We start from the raw sequence: 22,429 nt of genomic DNA, 5'->3' as shown, positions 1-22,429 counted from the left end.
CCTTTGTGGAATGTATTACCAGCGGTAGTGGCTGAATGCCTTGTTGGCATCGGCCATCTTGTGGGTGTCTTCGCGCTTCTTCACCGCGGACCCGCGGGAGTTCACGGCGTCCAGAAGTTCACCTGCCAGGCGTTCTTCCATCGTGTTTTCGTTGCGCGACCGGCTGGCGGTGATCAGCCAGCGGATTGCCAGGGCTTCGCGGCGTTCGGGGCGGACCTCGACGGGCACCTGGTAGGTGGCGCCACCCACACGGCGGGAGCGGACCTCGACCGACGGCTGGATATTGTCGAGCGCTTCGTGGAAGATTTCCACCGGCGCGCGTTTCACCTTGGCTTCGATGCGATCGAGCGCATTGTAGACGATTTTTTCCGCGATCGACTTCTTGCCGTCGATCATCAGGTTGTTCATGAACTTCGTCAGAACCCGATCACCATACTTGGCGTCGGGCAGGACTTCGCGTTTTTCGGCGGCGTGACGGCGGGACATCTTTCAGATCCTCTTACTTCGGACGCTTCGCGCCATATTTCGAACGGCGCTGCTTACGGTCTTTGACGCCCTGGGTATCCAGGACACCGCGCAGAATGTGGTAACGGACACCGGGAAGGTCTTTCACCCGGCCGCCGCGGATCAGGACAACGGAGTGCTCCTGAAGGTTGTGGCTTTCACCCGGGATGTAGGAAATGACCTCGTAACCGTTGGTCAGGCGCACCTTGGCGACTTTCCGCATGGCCGAGTTCGGCTTCTTCGGCGTGGTGGTATAGACCCGCGTGCAGACACCGCGCTTTTGCGGGCACTGCTCCAGGTGCATGGACTTGGACCGTTTGACTTTCGGCTGCCGCGGCTTGCGGATCAGCTGTTGGATCGTTGGCATTGGGCGTCTTTCCCCGTCTCTTCAACACATGTGCTGCACGGGATGACCCCATGCTGTTTCGTCCGATGGCCCGCGGGCGCGTCCGCCGGGGCCGGTTAATGGCGTCACGCTGATACGCAACGTAAAAAAGCCGCATGCGTCCCCTCGTTCACGGGGAACACGCGGTGGGATTTCCAGAGGATCGGGGTGTGAACCCGGATCGTGACCACTTCGATTCTGGAAGACAAAGGGGGTTTCCCGATGCCTGATTGTGCGGGCGTATAGGCGGAGTCGGGGGGGTTGTCAACACGAGCCGCCCTTATTCGGCGAGGCATCGCGGCGGTCGCGCGGCTATGGCGTCCCGACGCGCACCCAGTCGCGCAACAGCGCGTCAAGGTCAAGGCCGAACCGGTCGCGCAGGACCTGCGCACCCTGTTCCGAGGCCACGTCCTGACCCGCCTCCCCCGTCGGACGGGCGCGGGCGACATTGCTGTCATTGGTGCCATGGGCGCCGCGCAGGTACATCACCGGCTCTGGCAGGCTCAGCGTCGGGATGCGCGACCAAAGCCGCCGGTGGTTGAAATCCTGAATGGACCGGGTTGAACGCGGGCGGTGATAGATCGCGGTGCCTGGCGCCCACAGATGGGCCTGCACGGGCTCCACGCCCAGCCTGGGCTGCGGGGGCATGGCCGGCGGCGTCGCAGTCGGCGCCCCCTCTGCGCGCCGTTCCGCCAGCCCGCCGGTGGCCCGCAGGACCAGCCCGGAGTTGAAATCCACTGCCGTCCGCCCGACATCGCGCCAGAGCGGGCGCAACACGCCAAAAGCGGCGCGCGTCCGGGCGGTGAAATCCACCGCCAGCGCATCGTCGTCGTCGATTGTGAATTCCGCCACCGCGCGGGCCTGCGGATCGCGGGCCGCGCGCAGGATGTCCCGGCAGGTGCCCTTGTGCGGCAGCCCCGCCGGGCGTGGCACCGCGACCACCTGCGGCAGCGGTGCGATGGCATCGCGCAGGCGGGTCAACCACGGTTCGGGCAGCGCCGCGTCATGCAGCAGCAGCACCGTGAACTCGGGATCCTGTTGCGCCGCCAGGCTGGGAAGGCAGATCCGTTCGAAAAACCAGAACCGCAATGCCAGCCGCGCCGGATCGTACAGACGCGCGCGGTTCCGCGCCGCGTCCGTCCCCAGAACGCTGAACCCGTCAAGCGCGGTTGGATAGGAGAACCGGCACAGACCCAGCAGCTGCACCCGGCTCATTCCAGCGGCTCCCCCGCGCGGTGGCCGATGCGGCGTTCACGGTACAGCATGAACAGCCCCGACCCCGCCACGATGGCCGCCCCCAGCAATGTCTGCCAATCCGGCCAATCGCCAAAGACCACGTAGCCCAGCACCAGCGCCCAGATCAGCGCCGTATAGCGGAACGGCGAGACAAAGGAGATTTCCCCCAGCCTCATCGCCATGACGGAGGTGAGATAGGCGAACAGCACGAACCCCGCCGCCCCCAGCACCAGCGCCGCGCTGCCCACCGTCAGCGGCACCCAGGGTTCGGCCACGCTCATCCCGCCGAAAAACACCATGATCGCCGCCGAGGTCAGCGCCGTCACCAACATCGATGACGAATCCGGCGACAGGCGCCGCGTGGACAGATCCCGCACGGTAATGAAACAGACTGCGATCAGGATGTAGACCGAAAAGATGTCGAACACGTCCGAACCCGGCCGGATGATCAGCAACACCCCCATGAACCCGACAACAATGGCCGCCACCCGGCGCCACCCCACCCGTTCCCGCAGGAAGATTGCGGCCGCCAGCGTCACCACCAGCGGCGCGGATTGAAGCACCGCCGTGACATTGGCCAGCGGCATGTTGAACAGCGCAGTCAGGAAGAAGAACGCCGCGCCGATTTCCGCCGCCGCGCGTAGTCCCGCCAATCCCCAGTCGCGCCGCGCCATGCCGCGCCGGAACGCGCCGCTGCGCCAGCAGACCAGCAGCAGAACCGCCGTGGTCACCGTGTTGCGGATGGCCAGGATCTGGTACAGCGGCACCTGCCCTGACAGGGTTTTCATCAGCGTGTCGTTCAATGTGAACAGCGCCAGCGACGCCATCATCAACAGCGCGCCCTTGGTATTGTCAGTCATCTGGGAACCGTTTGTCGTTTCCCGCAGATGATACCGCCCCGCCGCAAAAGGGAAGGCGCGTCATCCGAAAATCGTCGCCGCATCGCGGCATGCGCGAACCGCAATGGTGCAGGCCCCACAAACAAAAACCCCCGCCGAAGCGGGGGTTTTCAATGTCATGCGATGAGGATCAATCGCGGCTTTCCGGGGTCTCGATGAGGTTGTCGTAATTTTCCCCCCCCAGGATGTCGCCATCCTCCGGCGCGGCCAGGGCGGCGGCGGCTTCGGCCTCCTCCCGGCGGGCATCCAGAACCACGTTGTCGCGATCCGAGGCGATGCGGCGCACGCGCTGCGTGGCGCCGCCCGTCCCGGCCGGGATCAGGCGACCCACGATCACGTTTTCCTTCAGCCCGACCAGCTTGTCCCGCTTGCCCTGGACCGAAGCTTCGGTCAGCACGCGCGTCGTCTCCTGGAAGGAGGCGGCGGAGATGAAGGACCGCGTTTGCAGCGATGCCTTGGTGATCCCCAGCAGGATGGGTTCGCCCGCGGCCGGACGACGGCCCTCGGCCTCGGCCTTGGCATTGGCCTGGTCGAACTCGACCTTGTCGACATGCTCTCCCTTCAGAAGGGTGGTCTGACCGCTGTCCTGGATCTCCCACTTCTGGAGCATCTGGCGCACGATGACCTCGATGTGCTTGTCGTTGATCTTCACGCCTTGCAGGCGATAGACGTCCTGCACCTCGTTGATCATGTAGTCGGCCAGCGCCTCGACACCCATGATCGACAGAATGTCGTGGGGGGCCGGGTTGCCGTCCATGATGTAATCCCCCTTCTGGACGAAGTCACCTTCCTGGACGGGAATGTGCTTGCCCTTGGGCACCATGTATTCGACCTGCTCCATCGACTCGTCGGCGGGTTCGATCGCGATGCGGCGCTTGTTCTTGTAGTCGCGCCCGAACCGCACATAGCCGTCGATTTCGGCGATGATCGCGTGATCCTTGGGACGACGCGCCTCGAAGAGTTCGGCCACACGCGGCAGACCACCGGTAATGTCCTTCGTCTTCGCACCTTCGCGCGGGATCCGCGCCACGACGTCACCGGCCTTGATGTCCTGCCCGTCCTCGACGGACAGAATGGCGTCCACCGACATCGGGTAGGTGACCGGGTTGCCCAACTCGTTGCGGACGGGTTCGCCGTCCTCGCCGATGATCAGCACCTCGGGCTTCAGCTCGTTGCCCTTGGGGGCCGCACGCCAGTCCGAAACGATCCGCTGGGTCATGCCCGTCGCGTCATCGGTTTCCTCGCGGACCGCGATGCCGTTGACCAGGTCGACGAACCGGATCTTGCCGCCCTTCTCCGCGATGATCGGCAGGGTATAGGGATCCCATTCGAACAGCTTGGCGCCGCGGGCGATCCTCTCGCCATCCTTGACGAACAGCTTGGTACCGTAACCCAGCTTGTGGCTGGACCGTTCCTCGCCGTGCTCGTCCACGATCCGCAACTTCATGTTCCGGCCCATGATCAGCGTCTCGCCGTTGGCGTTCTCCAGCAGCTGCGCGTTCTCGAACTCGATCGTACCGTCGGTCGAAGCCTCCAGGAACGATTGCTGACCACCCTGCGCAACACCGCCAATGTGGAACGTCCGCATCGTCAGCTGCGTGCCGGGTTCACCGATGGATTGCGCGGCAATGATGCCGACGGCCTCCCCGATGTTGACCCGCGTCCCGCGCGCCAGGTCACGACCGTAGCAGGTCGCGCAGACGCCGTCGTCGGCCTCGCAGGTCAGCGGCGAGCGGATGCGCATCGACTGCACGTTGGCGTCCTGGATCATGTCCGCCAGGCGTTCGTCGATCAGCGTGCCCTTGGTCACCAGCACCTCTTCGGTGCCCGGGCGCAGCACGTCCTCGGCCGCGACACGGCCCAGCACACGCTCTCCGATCGTGGCGACAACTTCGCCGTCGTTCACGGCCGCTTCGGCGGTCACGGCCAGCTCTGTGCCGCAATCCTGCTCCCGGACGATGCAATCCTGCGCCACGTCCACCAGACGCCGGGTCAGGTAGCCCGAGTTCGCGGTTTTCAGCGCTGTATCCGACAGACCTTTCCGCGCGCCGTGGGTGGAGTTGAAGTACTCCAGCACGGTCAGGCCTTCCTTGAAGTTCGAGATGATCGGCGTCTCGATGATGTCGCCGTTCGGCTTCGCCATCAGCCCGCGCATCCCGCCCAGCTGCTTCATCTGGGTGACAGAGCCACGCGCCCCGGAGTGGGCCATCATGTAGACCGAGTTCGGTTCCTGTTCGGCCCCGCCCTCGTCATGACGCACGGCGGAGATGGTGGACATCATCGCCTCCGTGACCTTGTCGTTACATTTCGACCAGGCATCGACGACCTTGTTGTACTTCTCACCCTGGGTGATCAGGCCGTCCATGTATTGCTGTTCGAAATCCTTCACCTGTTCGCGGGTCTCGTCCACGATCGGCCACTTGCCTTCGGGCACGACCATGTCGTCCTTGCCGAAGGAAATGCCCGCCTTGAACGCCTCGCGGAAGCCCATGGTCATGATCTGATCACAGAAGATCACCGATTCCTTCTGACCGCAGTAGCGGTAGACGGTATCAATGATCTGCTGGACTTCGCGCTTCCGCAGCAGACGGTTGACCAGTTCGAACGGCGCCTTGGCATTCATCGGCAGCAGCGCGCCCAGGCGAATCCGGCCCGGCGTGGTTTCCACACGCTGGGTGACCTCGTTGCCCTCTTCGTCGATCTGCTGAATGCGCGCGGTGATCCGGGCGTGCAGGTGCACCTGCCCCGCATCGAGCGCGTATTGCACCTCGTCGATGGAAGAGAAGGTCATGCCTTCGCCTTTCATGCCCTCGCGCATGATCGTGGTATAGTAGAGACCCAGGATCATGTCCTGCGACGGCACGATGATCGGCGCGCCGTTGGCGGGCGACAGCACGTTGTTGGTGGACATCATCAGCACGCGCGCTTCCAGCTGGGCTTCCAGCGAGAGCGGAACGTGAACGGCCATCTGGTCACCGTCAAAGTCGGCGTTGAACGCGGAGCAGACCAGCGGGTGCAACTGGATGGCTTTCCCTTCGATCAGCGTGGGTTCGAAGGCCTGGATGCCCAGACGGTGCAGCGTGGGGGCGCGGTTCAGCAGCACGGGGTGCTCCCGGATGACCTCGTCCAGGATGTCCCAGACTTCGGGCCGCTCCTTCTCCACCAGTTTCTTGGCCTGTTTCACGGTCGAGGACAGGCCCTTGGCTTCCAGCCGCGAGTAGATGAACGGCTTGAACAGCTCCAGGGCCATCTTCTTGGGCAGGCCGCATTGGTGCAGCTTCAGCTCCGGGCCGGTCACGATGACCGACCGGCCGGAGAAGTCGACCCGTTTCCCCAGAAGGTTCTGACGGAACCGGCCGTGCTTCCCTTTCAGCATGTCGGACAGCGATTTCAGCGGACGCTTGTTGGCGCCGGTGATCACGCGGCCGCGGCGGCCGTTGTCGAACAGCGCATCCACGGATTCCTGCAACATCCGCTTTTCGTTGCGCACGATGATGTCGGGCGCGCGCAGGTCGATCAGCCGTTTCAGACGGTTGTTCCGGTTGATCACCCGGCGGTACAGGTCGTTCAGGTCCGAGGTCGCGAACCGGCCACCGTCCAGCGGCACCAGGGGGCGCAGCTCGGGCGGGATGACCGGAATGACGGTCATGATCATCCACTCCGGACGGTTGCCGGATTCCAAGAAGGATTCCACGACCTTCAGGCGTTTGATGATCTTCTTGGGCTTCAGCTCGCCGGTGGCCTCGGCCAGATCGGCGCGCAGCTGCTCTGCCTCCGATTCCAGGTCGATCTGAGACAGCATCTCGCGGATCGCTTCCGCGCCGATATTGGCCGTGAAGGCATCCATGCCATACGCATCCTGCGCATCCATGAATTCCTCTTCGGTCAGCATCTGGCCGTATTGCAGATCCGTCAGGCCCGGTTCGATCACTACGTAGTTTTCGAAATACAGCACCCGCTCAAGATCGCGCAGGGTCATGTCCAGCATCAGACCGATGCGGGAGGGCAGCGATTTCAGGAACCAGATATGCGCAACGGGCGCGGCCAGTTCGATATGGCCCATACGCTCGCGGCGGACCTTTTGCAGCGTGACTTCAACGCCGCATTTCTCGCAGACGACGCCGCGATATTTCATCCGCTTGTACTTGCCGCACAGGCATTCGTAATCCTTGATCGGACCGAAGATGCGCGCGCAGAACAGGCCGTCCCGCTCGGGCTTGTAGGTCCGGTAGTTGATCGTCTCGGGCTTCTTGATCTCACCGTAGGACCAAGAGAGGATCCGCTCCGGCGAGGCGAGAGAGACCTTGATCTCGTCAAACACCTTCGGCGGCGTGAGCGGGTTGAACGGGTTGTTCGTCAGTTCCTGGTTCATGTCGTAATCCTAAATGACAGGGCTCGGAGGGAGAGGAGCGGAGACCAGGCGGATGGCCCGGCCTCCAGGTGGCGCCGGGCGCCTTATTCCTCGTCCTCCGCGTCCAGGAGTTCCATGTTCAGGCCGAGGCCGCGGACTTCCTTCACGAGCACGTTGAAGCTCTCGGGAACGCCCGCTTCGAAATTGTCCTCGCCCTTGACGATGCTTTCGTAGACCTTCGTCCGGCCGGCCACGTCGTCCGACTTGACCGTCAGCATTTCCTGAAGGGTGTAGGCGGCGCCGTAGGCTTCCAGCGCCCAGACCTCCATCTCCCCGAAACGCTGACCACCGAACTGCGCCTTGCCGCCCAGCGGCTGCTGGGTGACCAGGGAATACGGGCCAGTCGACCGTGCGTGAATCTTGTCGTCCACCAGGTGGTGCAGCTTCAGCAGGTACTTCACGCCGACGGTGACCGGGCGCGCGAATTGCTCCCCCGTGCGGCCGTCATAGAGAACCGACTGGCCGCTTTCGTCGAACCCGGCGCGTTTCAGCGCGTCGTTCACGTCAGGCTCCTTGGCGCCGTCGAAGACGGGCGTCGCGATCGGGACACCGCGGGTCACGTTGCCTGCGGCCTCCAACAGGCGGGATTCGTCCATCCCGACCAGCCCTTCCTCGTAGACGTCCTCTCCGTAGGCGAGGCGCATGGCCTCCCGAACCGGGGTCAGGTCGCCCGTGCGGCGGTAATCGTCCAGCGCCTCGTCCACTTTGAGGCCCAGGCCGCGCGCGGCCCAACCCATGTGAGTCTCAAGGATCTGACCGACGTTCATCCGGGACGGAACGCCCAGCGGGTTCAGACAGAAGTCCACCGGCGTGCCATCCCCGAGGAACGGCATGTCCTCCATCGGCACCACGCGGGAGATGACCCCCTTGTTCCCGTGCCGACCGGCCATCTTGTCGCCCGGTTGCAGCTTCCGCTTCACGGCGATGAAGACCTTGACCATCTTCATCACGCCCGGTGGCAGGTCGTCGCCCCGGCGCACCTTCTCCACCTTGTCCTCGAACCGGGCGTCCAGGGCACGTTTCTGCGCCTCGTACTGCTCGTTCAGGGCTTCGACGTGAGAGGCCTCCTGATCGTCTTCCAGCGCCAGTTGCCACCACTGGTTGCGCGCCAGCGTGCCCAGCAGATCCTCGGTGATCTCGGATCCGGCCTTGACGCCCTTGGGCCCTTTGACCGCGGTCTTGCCCAGGATCATGGATTGCAGACGTGCGTAGATGTTGCGGTCCAGAATCGCCAGCTCGTCGTCGCGGTCGCGCGACAGCTGTTCGACTTCTTCCCGTTCGATCTGAAGCGCCCGCTCGTCTTTTTCCACACCGTGGCGGTTGAAGACACGCACTTCGACCACGGTGCCGAAATCGCCCGGTTTCACCCGCAAGGAGGTATCGCGCACATCCGACGCCTTTTCCCCGAAGATGGCGCGCAGAAGTTTTTCCTCCGGCGTCATCGGGCTTTCGCCCTTGGGGGTGATCTTGCCCACCAGAATGTCGCCCGGCTCCACATCCGCACCGATGTAGACGATGCCCGCCTCGTCGAGGTTGCGCAAAGCTTCCTCACCAACGTTGGGAATGTCGCGGGTGATTTCTTCCGGACCCAGCTTGGTGTCACGGGCGGCAACTTCGAATTCCTCGATGTGGATCGAGGTAAAGACGTCATCGCGCGCGATCCGTTCGGAGATCAGGATCGAGTCCTCGTAGTTGTAGCCGTTCCACGGCATGAACGCGACGATCACGTTCTTGCCCAAGGCCAGCTCACCCAGATCGGTGGAGGGGCCATCGGCGATGACTTCGTTCTTCTCGACCGTATCGCCCACCTTCACCAGCGGACGCTGGTTGATACAGGTGTTCTGGTTGGACCGCTGGAATTTCCGCATGCGGTAGATATCCACACCCGGATCACCCGGCTCCAGATCGGAAGTCGCACGGATCACGATCCGCTGTGCATCCACCTGGTCGATGATACCCGCACGCTTGGCCATGATGGCGGCGCCCGAATCCACGGCGACCTTGCGTTCGATCCCGGTGCCGACCAGCGGCGCCTCGGCCTGCACCAGCGGCACGGCCTGTTTCTGCATGTTGGAGCCCATCAGCGCGCGGTTCGCGTCGTCGTTCTCAAGGAACGGGATCAACGATGCGGCGACAGAGACCAGCTGCTTCGGCGACACGTCGATCAGGTCGACGTGCTCCGTCGGGGTCAGGGTGTATTCCCCGGCCTGGCGCGTGTTCACCATCTCGTTCACGAAGCGGCCTTCGTCGGAGATGTTGGCATTCGCCTGGGCCACGACATGGCGCTGTTCCTCGGTCGCGGACATGTAATGCACTTCGTCCGTGACCTGGCCTTCCTTCACCACCCGGTAGGGGGTTTCGATAAAGCCGTATTTGTTCACCCGGGCAAAGGACGCGAGGTTGTTGATCAGACCGATGTTCGGCCCCTCGGGCGTCTCAATCGGGCACATCCGGCCGTAGTGCGTGGCGTGAACGTCGCGAACTTCGAACCCGGCGCGTTCGCGGGTCAGACCGCCCGGCCCAAGCGCCGAGAGACGGCGTTTGTGACTGACTTCGGACAGCGGGTTGGTCTGGTCCATGAACTGCGACAACTGGGAGGAGCCGAAGAATTCGCGCACGGCAGCCGCAGCCGGTTTCGCATTGATCAGATCCTGCGGCATCACCGTGTCGATCTCGACCGAGGACATGCGTTCCTTGATCGCGCGTTCCATCCGCAGCAGACCGACGCGGTACTGGTTTTCCATCAGCTCGCCAACGGACCGGACACGCCGGTTGCCCAGGTGGTCGATGTCGTCCACCTCGCCCTTGCCGTCACGCAGCTCCACCAGCGCCTTGATGCAGGACACGATGTCATCGCGGTCCAGCGTGCGCTGCGTGTCGGGTTTCTCCAGCGCAAGACGCATGTTCATCTTGACCCGGCCCACGGCGGACAAGTCATAGCGTTCGCTGTCAAAGAACAGCGTTTCGAACAGGTTCGACGCGGCCTCCACGGTGGGCGGCTCGCCGGGGCGCATGACGCGGTAGATATCCATGAGCGCGGTTTCGCGGTTCATGTTCTTGTCCTGCGCCATGGTGTTGCGCATGTACGGGCCGACAGTGATGTTGTCGATGTCCAGCACGGGGATCTCGGTGATCCCGGCGTCCAGCAGCTCTTGCAGGGTGCCGCCCGTGATTTCGCCGGCCTTGTCATATTCCAGGGTCAGTTCATCCCCGGCCTCGACATAGATGGCGCCGGTCTCTTCGTTGATGATGTCCCGGGAGACAAAGCGCCCGACGATCCGGTCGAAGGGCACCAGCAGGTTCTGTACAGCGCCCTCGTCGATCAGCTTCTTGACCGCGCGCGGCGTGACCTTCTTGCCAGCCTCGAAGATGACTTCGCCGGTATCCGCATCCACCAGGTCATAGGTCGGGCGGGTGCCGCGAATCCGGTCGGGGAAGAACTTCGTGACCCAGCCCTGGCCGCGACGGAAGTTGAAATCAACCGTCTCGTAATAGGCGTCCATGATGGCTTCCTGATCCAGCCCCAGGGCATAGAGCAGGGTCGTCACCGGCAGCTTGCGGCGGCGGTCGATCCGCGCGAACACGATGTCCTTGGCGTCGAACTCGAAATCCAGCCAGGAGCCACGGTAGGGGATGATCCGGCAGGCGAACAGCAGCTTGCCCGACGAATGCGTCTTGCCCTTGTCATGGTCGAAGAACACGCCCGGCGACCGGTGCATCTGGGACACGATGACCCGCTCGGTCCCGTTGACGACAAAGGTGCCGTTGGGCGTCATCAGGGGCATGTCGCCCATGAAGACGTCCTGTTCCTTGATGTCCTTCACCGATTTCGCGCCGGTATCCTCGTCGACATCGAACACGATCAGACGCAGCGTGACCTTCAGCGGGGCGCTGTAGGTCATGTCGCGCTGCATGCATTCCTCAACGTCGTATTTCGGCTTTTCCAGCTCGTATTTGACGAATTCCAGAACGGAGGTTTCGTTGAAATCCTTGATCGGGAAAACCGACTGGAACACGCCCATCAGGCCTTCGCCTTCCAGGGGCTCGGGCTGATCGCCCGACCGCAGGAACAGGTCGTAGGAGGATTTCTGAACCTCGATGAGGTTCGGCATTTCGAGAACTTCACGGATCTTGCCGTAATATTTCCGAAGACGTTTCTGACCGAGGAAGGTCTGAGTCATGACCAGTGTCACCTTTCTTTCTCATTCGGAGAGACGCGCCGCCGGGCCTCGGGCGCTCTCCTTGCGAGACAGGGGGTTGAGATCAATGCCTGGCCACCGTCCCGACAGGTGGCCTCCCGATCCTCAAACCTCGCCTTAGGGAAGGCTTCGCACCCTCGCGGGAAAAGCCCTCTCTGAGACAGGTTCGGCTGGACCCGGTAATCCCGGGACCAGCCTTCATCAATGCGAGGACACGGCACGCGCCGCGCCACCGATTACTTGACTTCGACCTCGGCGCCAGCTGCTTCCAGCTTGCCTTTGATCTCTTCGGCTTCGTCCTTGGACACGCCTTCCTTGACGGCTTTGCCACCGGCTTCCACCAGTTCCTTGGCTTCTTTCAGGCCCAGACCGGTGATGCCGCGGACTTCCTTGATCACGTTGATCTTGGAGGCGCCCGGCGACTTCAGGATGACGTCGAATTCGGTCTTTTCTTCTTCGGCCGCACCGGCGTCGCCGCCTGCGGGGCCAGCCATCATGACGGCGCCGCCAGCTGCGGGTTCGATGCCGTACTCGTCTTTCAGGATGGTTTTCAGTTCTTGTGCTTCGAGAAGCGTCAGACCAACGATCTCTTCAGCCAGTTTTTTCAGATCAGCCATTTTACTGTATCCCGTATCTCTAAATGTGTTCCAACGTGCGGGTGTTCAACCCTACGCCGTCTCTCGGGTTGCTTACGCCGCCGCCTTGTCCTCGATCGTGGACAAGATGGAAGCGATGTTCGAAGCAGGTGCGCCAATGGCCCCGGCAATGTTCGAAGCGGGTGCGCCGATGCAGCCTGCGATGGAAGCGATAAGCTCCTCGCGGGACGGCATCTTCGACACGGCTTCGACGCCGGCGCGATCGAGAGCGTTTTCACCCATTGCCCCGCCAAGGATCTCGAACTTCTTGTTGTCCTTGGCAAAACCCTCGGCCACCCTGGCAGCTGCCACGGGGTCCTCGGAATAGGTAAGCACGGTCATGCCCGAAAGGAATTCCGCAATGCTTTCGCACGGCTTTCCGTCCAGGGCGATCTTGGCGAGCCTGTTCTTGGCGACGCGGACTGCACTATCGGCCTCGCGGGCACGGGCGCGCAGATCCTGCATCTCGGCAACCGTGAGGCCGGTGTAGTGTGCAACCACCACAACGCCAGAGCTTTCGAAGATCTGGCCGAGTTCCTCGACCACTTTCTCTTTCTGGGCTCTATCCACAGTTTCACTCCAGTCAGGGAGGTGTGACCCTCCGGCTCAGTTCCGCCGGAACACGAGGCCCCGGCATTCGGGTCCAATAACGGGTCCGCCCAAGTCCGCCCCAGGCGCCAAGCGAGAGCTATGGCCTGAAGAAATCTGGTCTTATCCCGTCTCGGGCAGGATTTATGGATTGCTCCACCCACCGTCTCGGACGAATCGTCCGGGCGACTGCACAGGTGCGGCCGCCAAGACAGAAGGTCTCTTATCCAAGGTCGGGCGGAATGTGAAGTGTGAATTTCACGCAAAGTCTCCGTGCGGTCGCGCCGGCTTCGGCGCCGCAGGCAAGACGGCAGGGGCCCCGGACAAGAAAAAGGCGCCTCCGAACGGGGACGCCTTTTCCGAAATCATCTGGCGACGGGCTTAGTTGCCGGTCGCGTTGGCCACGTCGATGGAGACGCCCGGGCCCATGGTGGAGCTGATGGAGACCTTCTGCATGTAAGTCCCCTTCGCACCGGCCGGCTTGGCCTTGCTGACCGCGTCGACGAAGGCGCGGATGTTCTCGGCCAGCTTCTCGGCGTCGAAGGACGCCTTGCCGACGCCTGCGTGCACCACGCCGGCCTTCTCGGCCTTGAACTGGACTTCGCCGCCCTTGGCGGCCTGAACGGCCTGGGCGACATCCATGGTCACCGTGCCGACCTTGGGGTTCGGCATCAGGTTGCGCGGGCCCAGAATCTTGCCCAGGCGGCCGACGACGGGCATCATGTCCGGGGTCGCGATGCAGCGATCGAAGTCGATCGTGCCGCCCTGAATGGTTTCCATCAGGTCTTCGGCGCCAACGATGTCGGCCCCGGCTTCCTTGGCTTCGTCCGCTTTCGGGCCACGGGCGAATACGGCGACGCGCACATCCTTGCCGGTGCCGTTGGGCAGGCCGACGACGCCACGGACCATCTGGTCCGCGTGGCGCGGATCGACGCCCAGATTCATCGCGATCTCGACAGTTTCATCGAACTTCGCCTGCGCGTTGGACTTGATCAGGGCGACCGCGTCCTCGACCGACAGGTTTTCCTTGCCGGCGGCGGCTTCGCGTGCGGCGCGGGTACGTTTTCCGAGCTTTGCCATTACTTCACCTCGATGCCCATGGAGCGGGCGGAGCCCAGGATGATCTGCATTGCGGACTCGATGTCCTGCGCGTTCAGATCCTTCATCTTCGCTTCGGCGATTTCCTTCACCTGGGCGGCGGTGACGGTTCCGACCGTCTCCTTGCCCGGGGCGTTGGCGCCGGATTTCAGCTTGGCGGCCTTCTTCAGGTAATAAGACGCGGGGGGCGTCTTGATTTCCATGGTGAAGGACTTGTCCTGGTAATAGGTGATCACGGTCGGGCACGGCGCGCCGGCTTCCATATCCTGCGTCTTGGCGTTGAACGCCTTGCAGAATTCCATGATGTTCAGCCCGCGCTGACCCAGGGCGGGCCCGACGGGCGGCGACGGGTTCGCCTGGCCTGCGGGCACTTGCAGCTTCATGCTGCCAACGAGTTTCTTGGCCATCGGCCTTCTCCTTTTCAACAGCGGCGTGACGCGTCAGGCCGCCTTCGGTTGCCGTGGTCCGGTTTGGCGATCGCGATCGCCGCCCCTCCCACATGGGTGCCGGATATACCGGCGCACGCCCGTCGCCGGGCGCGGATCTTCATCAGGCCTGTTTGGAGACCTGGGTGAATTCCAGTTCGACCGGGGTTTCCCGGCCAAAGATCGAAACCGAGACCTTCAGGCGCTGGTTGTCCTCGTCGACCTCTTCGATCATGCCGTCGAAATCCTCGAACGGGCCATCGTTGACCTTCACCTTCTCGCCGATCTCGAAATGGATCAGGGTTCGCGGGGCCTCTTCACCCTCCTGCACGCGGTTCAGGATCTGGTTGACCTCGCTGTCACGCATCGGCATCGGGCGGCCCTGCGGGCCAAGGAAACCGGTGACGCGGTTGATCGAGTTCACCAGGTGATACCCCTCGTCGGACATCTCCATGTGCACCAGCACGTAGCCGGGCATGAAGCGGCGTTCGGTCGTGACCTTCTTGCCGCGCCGGACCTCGATCACCTCTTCGGTCGGCACCAGAACTTCGTCGATCTGGTCTTCCAGACCCTTCTCGGCGACGCTCGTCCTGATCTGTTCAGCGATCTTCTTCTCGAAATTGGAAAGAACGCTGACGGAGTACCACCGTTTTGCCATGGCGTCTGTGCCCTCACTGTCTGCCGTCGAGGGCAGAACCTTCTGTCAAATTGCGCGACCTGTCAAAAAGGCCGTCCCCCAATAGAAAATCGGCGCGCCGGTCTCGTCTGGCGCGCCTGAACCTGTGGGGATTGCCGGGTCACATACAAAGACATGGCCCCAAGCGCAAGCCTTAGCCGAACATGCCCAGCAAAGAGCTGAGGCCCGACCGGATGCCCAGATCGACCAGAGCGAAGAAAATCGCCGTCAGGGTCGCCATGATGAACACCATCACGGTGGTCAGGATGACCTCCCGCCGGGTGGGCCATGCGACCTTGGCGATTTCCGAACGGGTCTGCTGAATGAACTGAAGCGGGTTGACCATCTGTTTTCCACGTCGTCGGGGCCGATGCGTCCACCGGCTTTGCGTTCGGGATCACATACGCGCCGCTGCGGGCGATTTCAAGGCCGGGTGGCGGTCGGGACGCGCGGCCCGGCATGGGCGGGTGGACGCCGGTGGCGCAACGCGTGGTTGCGGTGGATCGCGCGCGCGGGGAAGATGCTCCAGCGCCACCAGCCCCAGGGAGATCCGCCATGCCCATGCCCCCACGTCCCGACCGCCGCACGGCTCTGCGCCTGGGGGGATGGACCATGGCCGCCGCCGTGCTGGCCGGATGCACCGGCGGGCCGGCCCCGCGCCCTGCCACCGCACCGGCGCCGGGCCTGCGCCCCGTGGCCAATCCTGCCTATGACGCCTGGGTCGCCGCCTTTCGTGCCCGGGCCCGGGCCGGCGGGATCAGCACCGCGACTCTGGGCCGTGCGTTCCGGGGCGCCGGCTATCTGCCCGGCGTGATCGAGCGGGACCGCGCCCAGACCGAGACGACGCGCACGTTGGAGGATTATCTGGCCATCACCGCCCATGACGGGAAGGTCCGTGACGGCCGCGCCGCCCTGGCCCGGCATCGTCCGCTTCTGCGCGAGCTGGAGGCACAATACGGCGTTCCCGCCGCCGTCATCGCGGCGATCTGGGGCATGGAAAGCAATTATGGCGCGCGGCGCGGCGATATCCCCGTGATCTCCGCCACCTCCACCCTTGCCTTTGACGGGCGGCGCGGGGCGTTCTTCGAGAAACAGCTGGTGGCCGCGCTGCGCATCCTGCAACGTGGCGACGTGGGCGCGGCCGGCCTGGTGGGCAGCTGGGCGGGAGCGATGGGACACACCCAATTCATCCCGACCACCTACCAGGCCTACGCGGTGGATTTTCGCGGCGACGGGCGGCGTGACATCTGGTCGGAGGATCCGACCGATGCGCTGGCCTCCGCCGCCGCCTACCTGTCGAAATCCGGCTGGCGGCGCGGCCAATCCTGGGGGCTGGAGGTCCGGGCGCCTGAAGGCCTGGCCGCCGGCGGCCGGCGTGACGCCGACGCCTGGGGCGCGTCCGGCGTGCGCCCCGCGCGGGGCGGCGCCCTGCCCGGTGGCACGGCCCGACTGCTGCGCCCGCAGGGGACGCGCGGCCCGGCCTTCCTGGCTTACGGGAATTTCGACGTGATCCTGCGTTACAACAATTCGACGAAATACGGCATCGGCGTCGGGCACCTGTCCGACCGGATCGCCGGCGGCGGCCCGTTGGTCACCGACTTCCCGCCCGACATCCACGGGCTGACCCTCGGCGACCGAAAACGCCTGCAACAGCGACTGAATGCGGCCGGGTTCGACGCCGGCACACCCGACGGTGTGCTGGGCAAGAAGACAGAGGCCGCGATTCGTGCCTTTCAGCGGGCGCGGGGCCTGCCGGTCACGGGGACGCCCTCGGCAGCACTCCTGGCACAGCTGTAGGGGCTTGGGCCGAACGGCGGCCCACCCTGCCCCGGCAGGACTTCGGCGGAGGGCCTCCAAGATCAAGAGGGCAGAGCCCCGCAATCCCCACACAGGACGGCAACGCGCCTGGCGGGGCCGCCGGGGCGGTGTGGATCAGATTGTCCGGAAATGCGGCCTGGCAGGGGCAGAGGGACTCGAACCCGCGACCCTCGGTTTTGGAGACCGATGCTCTACCAACTGAGCTATACCCCTAGGCCGTGACGTGGGATAGGCGAGACGCGCGGCAAGATCAAGGGCGTTCCTGCCGGACGTGGCGAAACCTTTGCCCCCGCTCAAAGCTCGGCAAGGAACCGCCCCACCGTCATCGCCGCGAAATCCGCGTTCTTGTGCACCGGGTCATCCTCCTGGCCGATCTCGTCGGAGGCATGTTCGATTCGCGTCAGATAGCCGCCGGTAATCGTCTCCTCCGGCTGGTGCAACAGGGTGATGCGATCCTGCCCCGCCTCTGCGTCCAGCCAGTGGCGCAGCTGATCGCGGTCGGTCGGGCTGGCTTGGGCTGCCTGGGGCAGGTCCGGACCGCCACGCCCTTCGGTCAAAAGCGGCGCCGGGGCAAAGACCACTCGCGCCGCCGGATTCGCCGCGGCAAAGGCCCGCGCGAAGCGATAGGCCCGGCACCCCCGCAGAAAGCGCCGCGTCAGGATGCGGCGGACAGCGGTCGAGACATGGCCATCCTCCGCGCAAAGCGTCTCCAGCAGCGGCGGCATGAACTCCGACATCCGCAACCGCGCGCCGTAGAACAGGAAGGCATCGAAATCCGTCGCCTGCAAAACCTCCCGCCCGGCACCGTTGATCTCGGCCACGATGGGGCGGGCGTCGGGCTTGGGGTGGACGGCATCGCCGCGCAGCTCCAGTTGGCGGAACGCCGGCCCATAGGCGCCCCAGAATTCCATCCTGTGCCCGCGCCAATCGATCAACCCCCGATCCTGCGCATGTTTGACGGAGGCCAGATGACTGTCACCGAACAGGCAGATCCGCAGCGCCTGGCGCGGCGCGGCCCACCGAGCGGTACCGGCGCCGGCCGGAGCACAGGCCGGGCCGGAGGGCTGGTCAGCCAACGGCACGATGGGCGGGGCAAAGGGGTCAGCGGGCGAATGCATTCAGCATCTCCTCCTCGCATTTGACGTCATCCCGCGCAGCGGCAGCCCGGCGCGCGCGGCGGGCTGCACGGCGGGCCGCCCGATCGGTGGAGGACTTGCCGGGCGCTCCGTGGGCGGTGGCCTGGTCGGCGAAAAACCGTTCCATCACCACGGCCACCCCCTCGGGCACCACGCTGCGCTGATTCGGAGCGTAGAACATGCCGCGAAACACCGGGTGGGTGATGATCTCGTAGCTGGGAAAGTAATCCACGAAGGGATGGTCCTGCACAAGCTCTCCGGCCACGGCGCGCAGCGTCGATTTGGATTGGCTGGTCGCGGTCAGCACATGCTGCCCCGAGGCGGTGGCCGTCAGCGGCACCGGCGAGACGGTCAACAGCACCTTCAACGCCGGGTTGCGGGCGCGCAGGCGGGTCAGCACCGCCTCCATGTCGGCCAGGATCGCGCCGTGTCGGTGATTGCGGAACAGGTGCAGATCGGCGTCGAACTCCCCCGCCGCCGTGCCGGGACAGATGGCGTATTCCACTCCGGTGCGGGCATTGTACCAACTTTCCGTCAGGCCAAGGGTGAAGACGAAGACCCCCGCCCCTTCCACGGCGCGGCGGATCGCGGCCAGAGTCGCCCGGCGGGAGGCACGTGCCTCTTCCACGCTTTCGAAACCGCCAGGCTCGATGGCCGGGCGCAGCGGGTCGTAAACGCGGCCGTCACGTTGCCACCACTCGTCGATCTCGATCTCCGCATAGGCCAGTTGCAGCCATTGCAGCAGGGTGCGGGCGGTGTAGATGTTGCCGGTCCGAAAGGAAAAGATCCCGTAGTTGAACTCCCGCGCCGGTTCCGGGGCCAGATGGGCGGGGGCAGGTTCGGCATCCATCCATAAAAACCCCCGCGCCGACAGCGCCCGCCCGATATGCTGGGCAAAGCAGGAACCGGCGGTAACGATCGGATCCGCCATCGCGATTGGCCATTTCGACTGCCACAGCCCCGCGATTTGCAGCGGGTTCCGCTCGGCCACGGCGGTTTTCCAATAGGCGATATCGGGAAGGGACGCATAGGGATGAGTCATGGCGGAAGCCTCCTGAGGGGGCGGATGGGCAAGATGGGCGAGCGCGGCCCGGCCGGGCCATCGCAGCAATTCCAGGCGCAGGACACCAGAACTTTCCGTCGAAATTGAGGCTTGGGCATGACCCCTCCGGCTCAGGGTCGCGGCACGAAGGCGGCGCCGGGCCGCGCATCCTGCGGCCTACATCCAGCGCAGCAGCCGCAATAGCAGCACCTGCACCGCCAGCGCCCCGACCAGCGCCCCGGAGAAAATCCAGAAGGCATGCGGATTGGCGGCACCGGGCATCCCGCCCAGGTTGATACCGAACAGCCCGGTCAGGAACCCCAGCGGCAGGAAGATCGCCGAAACGATGGACAGGATGTACATGTGCCGGTTCAGCCGGTCGCTGATCTCCCCCGAGACCTCGTCGCGCAGGACGGTCAGGTTGTCGCGCAGTTCGTCCACGTTTTCCACCATTCGGCGCTGGCGGTCCTCCGCCTCCGCGATGCGGCGGTGGTCCATCTCCCCCAGCAGGGGCAGATCTGTGGCGCCCAGGTCGCGCAGGGCCACGATCTGCGGCGCGGTGTGGCGGCGCAGCTCGATCACCGCAAGGCGCAGCGTGGCGATCCGTTTGCGCAGGGCGCTGCCCGGCCGGGCGACGACCTGCGGCTCCAACGCATCGACAGCCTGATCCAGCTCGGTCACGAAGGGCTCCAGCCGGGCGGTCAGCCGGTCTGCCAGCGCCGCAACGAAGGCGCCCGCGTCTTCGGGGCCGGTGCCCCTGCCCAGGGCCTCGGCGATGTCTTCCAGCGCGCGCACCCGCTGGCGGGACAGGGTGACGATGCGGCGCGGGTCGATCCACATACGCACCGCAACCATGTCTTCGGGATCCTTGCCGGAATTCAGGTTCAGCCCACGCAGGTTGACCAGCAGGCCATCGTGGATCGGCGTGGCGCGCGGGCGGGTCTCCGGCGCGGTAAGGGCAGCGGTGACCGTCTCGTCCAGATAGGCGAGATGCGCGGCGATCCAGCCCGGCGTTTCGGGGTGATCGGCCTGCAAATGGACCCACCCCAGCCGGTCGGATTGCAGCACCGGCGCGATATCCGCCGGCGCAAGGCTCTGCCCCGCCCCTGCCCCGTCGAGGTCAAGCGCAAAGAGGATGTGATCAAAACGCGAATGCTCCATGGCATGATCCTGCCAGCCCCCGCTGCCCGGCACCAGTCGAAAGCCGCGCGCAGGAACCCGGTCCCGGGGCGCGCGCGTTGCCCCCCCGACGGCACGCACCAGCAAGGGAGCACAGAACATGTTCGACTGGATCGCGGGGGTGATCTCCGCCATGGGTTACGGCGGGCTGGCCCTGCTGATGTTCCTGGAAAACGTGTTTCCTCCGATCCCGTCGGAACTGATCATGCCGCTGGCCGGGTTCCACGCGGCAGAGGGGCGGTTTGCCGCCGTGGGCGTGGTGCTGGCCGGCAGTGCCGGGTCGGTCGCGGGGGTGACGCTATGGTACTGGGCCGGCCGGCGCTACCGCGCGGACCGGCTGCGCGACCTGGCGGGGCGGCACGGGCGCTGGCTCAGCCTTACGCCGGCAGAGGTCGACAGGGCGCTGGACTGGTTCGACCGCCACGGCGAGGCGGCGGTGTTCCTCGGGCGGCTGGTCCCGGCGCTGCGCACGCTGATCTCCATCCCGGCGGGGCTGGGACGGATGCCTCTGTGGCGGTTTCTGCTGTGGACAACGGGCGGGTCACTGATCTGGAACGCGCTGCTGACGGCGGCGGGCCACGTGCTGCACGCCAACTACGACCGGGTCCAGGCCTGGCTGGACCCGGTGTCGACTGCCGTGGTGGTCGGGATGATCGCTATCTACCTCTACCGCGTCGCGACCTTCGGCCGCCGCTCAGGGCAGCAGGCCGACCGGGCCAGGCGAAGCACCGACAGGGCGCCCCGGCAGCGCCGCGGCTGAGCCCGCCCCCCAAAGAGCGCGCAGGAGGTGCTGAACGCCCCCTGAACATGCGAAAGGCGCCACGGCATGAAAGCCGTGGCGCCTTTGCTTTGCGGGTCTCGGGACGGGCATTGGTCAGTGCGTCCGCCGCCGGGGTCGATCCCGAGGCCGGATCTTACTCGACGACCTTGGCGACGACGCCGGAGCCGACGGTGCGGCCGCCTTCACGGATGGCGAAACGCAGGCCGTCTTCCATTGCGATCGGGGCGATCAGCTCGACTTCGAACTTCAGGTTGTCGCCGGGCATGACCATCTCGGTGCCCTCGGGCAGAGTCACGGTGCCGGTCACGTCCGTCGTACGGAAGTAGAACTGCGGGCGGTAGTTCGCAAAGAACGGCGTGTGGCGGCCGCCTTCGTCCTTGGTCAGGATGTAGACCTCGGCTTCGAACTTGGTGTGCGGCTTCACCGAACCCGGCTTGCAGAGAACCTGGCCACGTTCCACGCCTTCACGGTCGATGCCGCGCAGCAGGGCGCCGATGTTGTCGCCCGCTTCGCCGCGATCCAGCAGCTTGCGGAACATTTCAACGCCGGTACAGGTCGTCTTCTTGGTGTCCTTGATGCCGACGATTTCCAGTTCGTCGCCCACGTTCACCACGCCACGCTCCACACGGCCCGTCACAACGGTGCCACGGCCCGAGATCGAGAACACGTCTTCGATCGGCATCAGGAACGGCTGATCGACGGCACGTTCCGGCTGCGGGATGTACTCGTCCACCGCGGCCATCAGTTCCTTGATCTTGTTCTCGCCGATTTCCGGGTCACGCCCTTCCATCGCCGCCAGCGCCGAACCCGCGATGATCGGGATATCGTCGCCGGGGAAATCGTATTCCGACAGAAGTTCGCGAACTTCCATCTCCACCAGTTCCAGCAGCTCTTCGTCGTCGACCTGGTCGACCTTGTTCAGGAAAACGGTCATCGCCGGGATGCCGACCTGACGGCCCAGCAGGATGTGTTCGCGGGTTTGCGGCATCGGGCCGTCGGCCGCGTTCACCACCAGGATCGCGCCGTCCATCTGCGCGGCACCCGTGATCATGTTCTTCACGTAATCCGCGTGGCCGGGGCAATCGACGTGCGCGTAGTGACGGTTCTCCGTCTCGTATTCCACGTGAGCGGTCGAAATCGTGATCCCGCGGGCCTTTTCTTCCGGCGCGCCGTCGATCTGGTCATAGGCCTGGAAATCGCCGAAATACTTCGTGATCGCAGCCGTCAGCGTCGTCTTGCCGTGGTCAACGTGACCGATCGTGCCGATGTTGCAGTGCGGTTTGCCGCGCTCAAACTTTTCCTTTGCCATTGCTTTGGCGCCTTTCCCTTGTGGTCCGGTGCGGACCCGATTTCACTCCGCGCGCCATGTATTGGCTTCGGCGCGGAAAATCAAGCGGCTGTTGCCATGGCCGGGGTC

Annotated in this window: 18 protein-coding genes and 1 tRNA gene; 2 read left to right on the top strand and 17 right to left on the bottom strand. The window is 64.7% G+C overall.

The window, feature by feature from the left end; translation table 11 throughout:
* Positions 1-15: 15 nt before the first annotated feature.
* From rpsG to secE, 12 genes are all read right to left on the bottom strand, one after another.
* Positions 16-486 (bottom strand): 30S ribosomal protein S7, encoded by a 471-nt coding sequence (rpsG, locus tag G5A46_RS07935; RefSeq protein WP_163848880.1) that lies wholly within the window; start codon positions 484-486, stop codon positions 16-18.
* Positions 487-499: 13 nt separating this feature from the next.
* Positions 500-871: a 30S ribosomal protein S12 gene (rpsL, locus tag G5A46_RS07930; RefSeq protein WP_005980675.1), complete on the bottom strand. Its 372-nt coding sequence runs from the start codon at positions 869-871 to the stop codon at positions 500-502.
* Between the two features lie 330 nt (positions 872-1,201).
* Positions 1,202-2,104 (bottom strand): glycosyltransferase, encoded by a 903-nt coding sequence (locus G5A46_RS07925; protein WP_163848878.1) that lies wholly within the window; start codon positions 2,102-2,104, stop codon positions 1,202-1,204.
* Complete coding sequence (locus G5A46_RS07920) at positions 2,101-2,985, bottom strand: DMT family transporter (protein ID WP_163848877.1); 885 nt, start codon at positions 2,983-2,985, stop codon at positions 2,101-2,103. Before G5A46_RS07920 ends, G5A46_RS07925 begins: the two co-directional genes overlap by 4 nt.
* A gap of 169 nt (positions 2,986-3,154) precedes the next feature.
* Complete coding sequence (gene rpoC / locus G5A46_RS07915) at positions 3,155-7,396, bottom strand: DNA-directed RNA polymerase subunit beta' (protein ID WP_163848875.1); 4,242 nt, start codon at positions 7,394-7,396, stop codon at positions 3,155-3,157.
* 83 nt (positions 7,397-7,479) lie between these two features.
* Positions 7,480-11,616 carry a DNA-directed RNA polymerase subunit beta gene (rpoB, locus tag G5A46_RS07910; protein ID WP_163848873.1) on the bottom strand — a complete coding sequence of 1,379 codons (4,137 nt, stop codon included), beginning with the start codon at positions 11,614-11,616 and terminating at the stop codon, positions 7,480-7,482.
* A 254-nt stretch (positions 11,617-11,870) separates the two neighbouring features.
* Positions 11,871-12,251: a 50S ribosomal protein L7/L12 gene (rplL, locus tag G5A46_RS07905; RefSeq protein ID WP_163848871.1), complete on the bottom strand. Its 381-nt coding sequence runs from the start codon at positions 12,249-12,251 to the stop codon at positions 11,871-11,873.
* Positions 12,252-12,323: 72 nt separating this feature from the next.
* The gene (gene rplJ / locus G5A46_RS07900; RefSeq protein ID WP_163848869.1) at positions 12,324-12,839 is read right to left on the bottom strand and encodes a 50S ribosomal protein L10; all 516 of its coding nucleotides are present in this window, start codon (positions 12,837-12,839) and stop codon (positions 12,324-12,326) included.
* 399 nt (positions 12,840-13,238) lie between these two features.
* Complete coding sequence (gene rplA / locus G5A46_RS07895; protein ID WP_163848867.1) at positions 13,239-13,937, bottom strand: 50S ribosomal protein L1; 699 nt, start codon at positions 13,935-13,937, stop codon at positions 13,239-13,241.
* Entirely contained in the window at positions 13,937-14,362 is a 426-nt protein-coding gene (gene rplK, locus G5A46_RS07890) for a 50S ribosomal protein L11 (protein ID WP_163848865.1), read from the bottom strand. The genes rplA and rplK overlap by 1 nt, the downstream gene beginning before the upstream one ends.
* Before the next feature lie 142 nt (positions 14,363-14,504).
* A complete protein-coding gene (nusG, locus tag G5A46_RS07885; protein ID WP_163848864.1) occupies positions 14,505-15,038 on the bottom strand; it encodes a transcription termination/antitermination protein NusG in 534 nt (177 codons plus the stop codon).
* A 172-nt stretch (positions 15,039-15,210) separates the two neighbouring features.
* On the bottom strand, positions 15,211-15,402 hold the full coding sequence (gene secE / locus G5A46_RS07880; protein ID WP_163848862.1) for a preprotein translocase subunit SecE: 192 nt from the start codon (positions 15,400-15,402) through the stop codon (positions 15,211-15,213).
* A 209-nt stretch (positions 15,403-15,611) separates the two neighbouring features.
* Between secE and G5A46_RS07875 the strand changes: the two genes are divergently transcribed.
* Entirely contained in the window at positions 15,612-16,853 is a 1,242-nt protein-coding gene (locus G5A46_RS07875; protein ID WP_420821353.1) for a lytic murein transglycosylase, read from the top strand.
* Between the two features lie 158 nt (positions 16,854-17,011).
* Here the strand turns inward: G5A46_RS07875 and G5A46_RS07870 are convergent.
* The 4 genes from G5A46_RS07870 to G5A46_RS07855 form a co-directional block, all read right to left on the bottom strand.
* Positions 17,012-17,087 (bottom strand) — tRNA-Trp (locus G5A46_RS07870).
* A gap of 80 nt (positions 17,088-17,167) precedes the next feature.
* Positions 17,168-17,992, bottom strand: a complete 825-nt coding sequence (locus G5A46_RS07865) for a hypothetical protein (protein WP_163848860.1) — start codon at positions 17,990-17,992, stop codon at positions 17,168-17,170.
* Positions 17,976-19,052, bottom strand: a complete 1,077-nt coding sequence (locus G5A46_RS07860; protein WP_163848858.1) for a GSCFA domain-containing protein — start codon at positions 19,050-19,052, stop codon at positions 17,976-17,978. Before G5A46_RS07860 ends, G5A46_RS07865 begins: the two co-directional genes overlap by 17 nt.
* A gap of 177 nt (positions 19,053-19,229) precedes the next feature.
* Entirely contained in the window at positions 19,230-20,213 is a 984-nt protein-coding gene (locus G5A46_RS07855) for a zinc transporter ZntB (RefSeq protein ID WP_163848856.1), read from the bottom strand.
* A gap of 118 nt (positions 20,214-20,331) precedes the next feature.
* Here G5A46_RS07855 and G5A46_RS07850 point away from each other — a divergent pair, with 118 nt between their 5' ends.
* The gene (locus G5A46_RS07850; protein ID WP_163848854.1) at positions 20,332-20,991 is read left to right on the top strand and encodes a DedA family protein; all 660 of its coding nucleotides are present in this window, start codon (positions 20,332-20,334) and stop codon (positions 20,989-20,991) included.
* A 154-nt stretch (positions 20,992-21,145) separates the two neighbouring features.
* Here G5A46_RS07850 and tuf read toward each other — a convergent pair whose 3' ends face one another.
* Positions 21,146-22,321, bottom strand: a complete 1,176-nt coding sequence (gene tuf / locus G5A46_RS07845) for an elongation factor Tu (protein WP_163848852.1) — start codon at positions 22,319-22,321, stop codon at positions 21,146-21,148.
* Between the last annotated feature and the right edge of the window lie 108 nt (positions 22,322-22,429).

Origin of the sequence: Pseudooceanicola aestuarii, from assembly GCF_010614805.1 — a bacterium.
Lineage (GTDB): Bacteria > Pseudomonadota > Alphaproteobacteria > Rhodobacterales > Rhodobacteraceae > Pseudooceanicola > Pseudooceanicola aestuarii.
The sequence above is the reverse complement of the archived record's forward strand: the minus strand, read 5'-3'. Positions and strand labels throughout refer to the sequence as shown.